This is a genomic window from Nocardioides sp. (assembly GCF_036401255.1).
Classification (GTDB): domain Bacteria; phylum Actinomycetota; class Actinomycetes; order Propionibacteriales; family Nocardioidaceae; genus Nocardioides.
In genome coordinates this window covers 1-4636 of the sequence record NZ_DASWVI010000105.1, presented here as the reverse complement: position 1 = coordinate 4636, position 4636 = coordinate 1, and the positions used below count along the sequence as shown (strand labels likewise).

The 4636-nt window shown below is 72.9% G+C and carries 6 protein-coding genes; 2 read left to right on the top strand and 4 right to left on the bottom strand.

The genetic code is table 11. From position 1 onward, the window contains the following. Positions 1 to 441: HhH-GPD-type base excision DNA repair protein (locus VGD85_RS04925; protein WP_331062329.1), on the bottom strand; the 441-nt coding region annotated here is incomplete at its 3' end. Positions 442 to 676: 235 nt separating this feature from the next. On the opposite strand from VGD85_RS04925, the gene VGD85_RS04920 reads away from it, so the two are divergent. Further along, positions 677 to 1255 carry a TMEM165/GDT1 family protein gene (locus VGD85_RS04920; RefSeq protein ID WP_331062328.1) on the top strand — a complete coding sequence of 193 codons (579 nt, stop codon included), beginning with the start codon at positions 677 to 679 and terminating at the stop codon, positions 1253 to 1255. Positions 1256 to 1301: 46 nt separating this feature from the next. Here the strand turns inward: VGD85_RS04920 and VGD85_RS04915 are convergent, their stop codons facing one another. Next, positions 1302 to 1703: a universal stress protein gene (locus VGD85_RS04915; RefSeq protein WP_331062327.1), complete on the bottom strand. Its 402-nt coding sequence runs from the start codon at positions 1701 to 1703 to the stop codon at positions 1302 to 1304. Positions 1704 to 1901: 198 nt separating this feature from the next. Between VGD85_RS04915 and VGD85_RS04910 the strand changes: the two genes are divergently transcribed. After that, the gene (locus VGD85_RS04910; protein WP_331062326.1) at positions 1902 to 2336 is read left to right on the top strand and encodes a hypothetical protein; all 435 of its coding nucleotides are present in this window, start codon (positions 1902 to 1904) and stop codon (positions 2334 to 2336) included. Between the two features lie 12 nt (positions 2337 to 2348). Here the strand turns inward: VGD85_RS04910 and VGD85_RS04905 are convergent, their stop codons facing one another. Both VGD85_RS04905 and VGD85_RS04900 read right to left on the bottom strand, forming a co-directional pair. Further along, positions 2349 to 3812 carry a glutamate-cysteine ligase family protein gene (locus VGD85_RS04905; protein WP_331062325.1) on the bottom strand — a complete coding sequence of 488 codons (1464 nt, stop codon included), beginning with the start codon at positions 3810 to 3812 and terminating at the stop codon, positions 2349 to 2351. 9 nt (positions 3813 to 3821) lie between these two features. After that, positions 3822 to 4636: glutamate--cysteine ligase (locus VGD85_RS04900; protein WP_331062324.1), on the bottom strand; the 815-nt coding region annotated here is incomplete at its 5' end.

The window sequence follows — 4636 nt, the reverse complement described above, 5'->3', positions numbered from 1 at the left end:
CTCCCAGCCCTCGGGGCGTACGCCGAGCTGCTTGGCCAGCAGCGCGACGAAGATCTGGGCCTTCTGCTTGCCGAAGCCGGGCAGCTCCATGACCCGCGTGAGCAGCTCCTTGCCGGTGGTGGCTTGCGTCCACAGCCGCTCGGCGTGGCCGTCGTACCGCTCCTCGACGAGGGCGGCGAGCGCCTGCAGCCGGGCGGCCATCGAGCCCGGGAAGCGGTGGATCGCCGGCGGCGTGCTGCACAGCGCCGCGAACTCCTCCGGGTCGGCGGCGGCGATCCGCGCCGGCTCGAGGGTGCCGAACCGCTCCAGCACCTTGGCGGGGCCGCGGAACGCGTGCTCCATGGGGTACTGCTGGTCCAGCATCATGCCGGCCAGCAGCGCGAAGGGATGCTCGTCGAGCACGGCGTCGCTGGCCGGCTCGCCCGTGATCTGGAAGCCCATGGCGCGAGTATGGCGCACCAGCAGGTAGGCTCCCCTCCCGAAGGGGAGTAGTCCTCAACAGCCGCGTCGACATACTGGCCCCCGGGCCCGGCGCGACAGGCCACCAGGCGGACCGATCGGTCCACCGACGGGCGGACGAGACCTTCGACCAGTTGCCGCACCCATGTGACGTGCCTGGTCGAAGGAGCGTCACCCCCGGCGGGAGGCTCCTCCGGCCGGCACCGGAGAGGAACCCGTGTACGCCTTCTTGCTGTCCACCGCCGTCATCTTCGTCGCCGAGCTCGGCGACAAGAGCCAGCTGATGGCGATGACGTTCGCGACCCGCTATCGGGCCCGCGACGTGCTGCTCGGCATCACGGCCGCGACCGCGATCGTGCACCTGTTCTCGGTCGCGATCGGTGCCCTGATCGGCGACGCGTTCGCCGACAGCCAGCACTACATCACGATCGTGGCCGGCGTGGCGTTCCTCGCCTTCGCCGCCTGGACGCTGCGCGGCGACGAGCTGACCGACGAGGAGGCCAACAAGGCCCGCGACAGCCGCGGGCTCGCGCTGCTCGCGGTCGGCGTCGCGTTCTTCCTCGCCGAGCTCGGCGACAAGACGATGCTCGCGACGATCACCCTCGCGACCCAGGAGGGCTGGCTCGGCACCTGGATCGGCTCGACCGTCGGCATGGTCGCCGCCGACGCGCTGGCGATCGGCGTGGGCGCGGTGCTCGGCCGGCAGCTGCCCGAACGCGTGATCAAGTACGGCGCGGCCGCGCTGTTCGCGATCTTCGGCGTGCTCCTGGTGGTCGACGGCCTCACCCGGCTGTGAGCCGGGCGAGGCCGTCGGACGTGCTGTCGGGGCTCAGCCCGCAGGCTCAGTCGGCCTTGACCGCGAGCACCGGGCAGTGGGCGTCGAGCAGCACCCGCTGGGCGTTGCTGCCGAGGATGAGCTTGCCGACCGGCGAGCGGCGGCGCAGGCCGATGATGATCAGCTCGGCGTCGTTGGCCTCGGCGATGCTGATCAGGTCCTCGGCGGGCTCGAACCCGCGGACCAGCTGCCGCACGTCGTAGGCGACGCCGGACTCGTCGAGGACCCGGCGGACCTCGTCGAGGTCCCGCTCGGTCTGGATGGCGGCGCCGCCGTCGAACTCCTGCCCGCCGCGGTGGGAGTTGACGACGACGAGCTTCGCGTCGCGGAGCTTCGCCTCCTCGACCGCCTTCTTCAGCGCGGCGTCTCCCTCCGGCTTGGGCACGTACCCCACGACAACGGTCCCCATCGACACTCCCTGTCTCGACATGCTCACGCATGCCCTCGCCCTGTGCTGATCGTGGGCGTTTTGCCCACGATCGCACCGTAACCGATCGGCCGCCCCGCCGCAGCCTGTGGAGGAACCGTGCGCCGCCGGGCTAGCGGGTGGAGGCTTGCCGGACGTCAGCGCACGAGACGAGGGGAGGTGGCCGGAGGCGTGGAGAGCGTGAGCCTGGGCCTCGAGGGACTCCGGGAGCCGGTCGACCGCAGGACCGCGGCGCTGCTGCGCCGGGCGGTCCTCGACCACGTGCGCTCCGAGCGGCGGCGGTCGTTCCCGGCCCTGCTCCACGTGGGGGTGCCGGGGCGCTCCGCGGAGGTCTTCGCGATCAGGCCCGACGACCCCTTCGACCACGCGCTGGGCGCCGACGTCGTCGCGGTCCTGCTCCAGCGTGCGCGCCGCGCCGGCGCGGCGCCGCTGGTGTGGCTGACCCGCCCCGGTCCGCTCGACGTGGAGGACGTCGACGTCGCGTGGCTCGCGGCGGCGCGGACCGCGAGCGCGGAGGCCGGGACCGGGCTGACCTGGGTGACGGTGACCCGGCGGGGCTGGGCCGACCCGCGCAGCGGCGTACGCCGGGAGTGGAAGCGGCTGCGCCAGCGCTAGCGCCCGCTGACCCTAGGTCCAGGTGTGCACGGGCTCGTTGCTGTGCATGCCGCGGGTGTACTCCAGCAGCGTCGAGCGGAGCGCGTCGTAGCGGTCGGCCTCGCCGGCGGCGTGCATGCGCTGGGCGAACCACTCCGCGCCGTTCGTGCCGATCAGGCAGCGTTGCTCGATGATGCCGAGCAGGCGGTCGATCTCCTCGCCCGACGCGCCCCAGCTCTCGAGCCCCTCCTGGGCCAGCGGCAGCAGGCGGCGCAGCACCAGCTCGGTCGCCCGGACCTGGCCGACGCCGGGCCAGTAGACCTGGGCCTCGATGCCCTGCCGGGCGGCGACGTGGAAGTTCTCCTCCGCCGCGCTGAACGACATCTGCGACCACAACGGCCGTTCGCTCTCCGCGAGGGCGCGCACCAGCCCGAAGTAGAACGCGGCGTTGGCCATCGTGTCGGCGACCGTGGGGCCGGCGGCGAGCAGGCGGTTCTCGACGCGCAGGTGCGGCACCCCGTCGGCGAGGTCGTAGACGGGCCGGTTCCAGCGGTAGATCGTGCCGTTGTGCAGCCGCAGCTCCGGCAGGGTCGGTGTGCCGCCGGACTCCAGCACCGCGAGCGGGTCCTCGTCGTCGGTGATCGGGAGCAGCGCCGGGAAGTAGCGCACGTTCTCCTCGAACAGGTCGAAGACCGAGGTGATCCAACGCTCGCCGAACCAGACCCGGGGGCGCACCCCCTGCGACTTCAGCTCCTCGCTGCGCGTGTCGGTGGCCTGCTCGAACAGCGGGATCCGGGTCTCGCGCCACAGCTCCTTGCCGAGGAGGTACGGCGAGTTCGCGGCGACGGCGATCTGCACGGCGGCGATCGCCTGGGAGGCGTTCCAGTAGGCGGCGAACTGGTCCGGGGAGGTCTGCACGTGGAACTGCGTGCTGGTGCACGCCGCCTCCGGCACGATCGAGTCGGCGGTGGTGCGCAGCCGCTCGGGGCCGTCGATCGCGATCGCGATGTCCTCGCCGCGGGCGTCGAGGATCTGCTCGCTGAGCAGCTTGTAGCGCGGGTTGCCGCTCAGGCTCGCCACGCTCATGTGCCCCTCGGCGAGGGTGGGCAGGATCCCGATCATCACCATGTGCGCGCCCACGGCCGCGGACTTGGACTCGGCGTCGTTGAGGCTGCGCCGCAGCTTCTCCTCGAAGGTCGTGAGGCCGCCCTCGCGCAGTCGCGCCGGCGGCACGTTGATCTCGATGTTGAACTGGCCGAGCTCGGTCTGGAAGTCCGGGTCGGCGATCGCCGCCAGGGCCTCGGCGTTCTTGAGCGCGGGGTCGCCCTCCTCGTCCACGAGGTTGAGCTCGACCTCGAGGCCGGTCATCGGGTCGTCGGTGTCGAACCGCGCCTCGCGCAGCATCCGCGCGAACACGTCGAGGTTGCGCCGCACCTTCTCGCGGTGCCGCGTGCGATCGGCCCGGGAGAACTCCTGTGCCTCCACCTCTTCGCCCATGTCGCGACCTTAGGCCTTCCCGACCGGGCTGTCCTGGCGCCGCCAGGAGGCCTCGGTGCGCTCGATGAGGTCGTCCACCACGCCGCGCACGTCGCCGGTGCGCTCGAACGCGGCCCGCTGACGGGTGGCGCCGTTGGCGTTGATCGCCCGGCCGGCGACGGAGCCGACCAGGTCGAGGTCGCCGGCCTCCGCCAGAGCCGGCTCGACGGACGCGACGAGCGCCGCGACCACCTCCTGGGCCGGTCGCAGCTCGCGCAGCAGCGGGTGGAACAGCGAGTCGGCCATGCCGAACCGGGACGCACGCCAGTGGGCGGCGCGCAGCGCCTCCGCCCGCCAGTGCGGAGCCGGCCGGCCCGCCGCCCAGTCGACGGCGGCGGTCTCGACCAGCGCCCGCACCAGGGCCCCGATGGTCACCGCCTCGGCGACGTCGGTGCACACGTCGCAGACCCGCACCTCGACGGTCGGCTGGCCGACGGAGAGCCGGGCGTCGAAGTAGAGCATGCCGGGGTCGCGGGCGGCGCCGGTGTCGAGCATCGCGCGGCACGCGGCGCGGTAGCCCTCGACCGACCCGAACTGCTCCGTGGGGCCGGCGCTGGGCCAGCGGCCCCACACCTGGGCCCGCCAGGACGCGTAGCCGGAGTCGCGGCCCTCGACGTACGGCGAGTTGGCGGCCAGCGCGACGAGCACCGGGAGCCACGGGGCGATCCGGTCGAGGACGGCGACGCCCTCCTCCTCCGAGGCGATCGCGACGTGCACATGCATGCCGCACGTCCCGCCGGTGCGTGCGATCTCGCCGAACGTGTCGACCATGTCGCGGTAGCGGT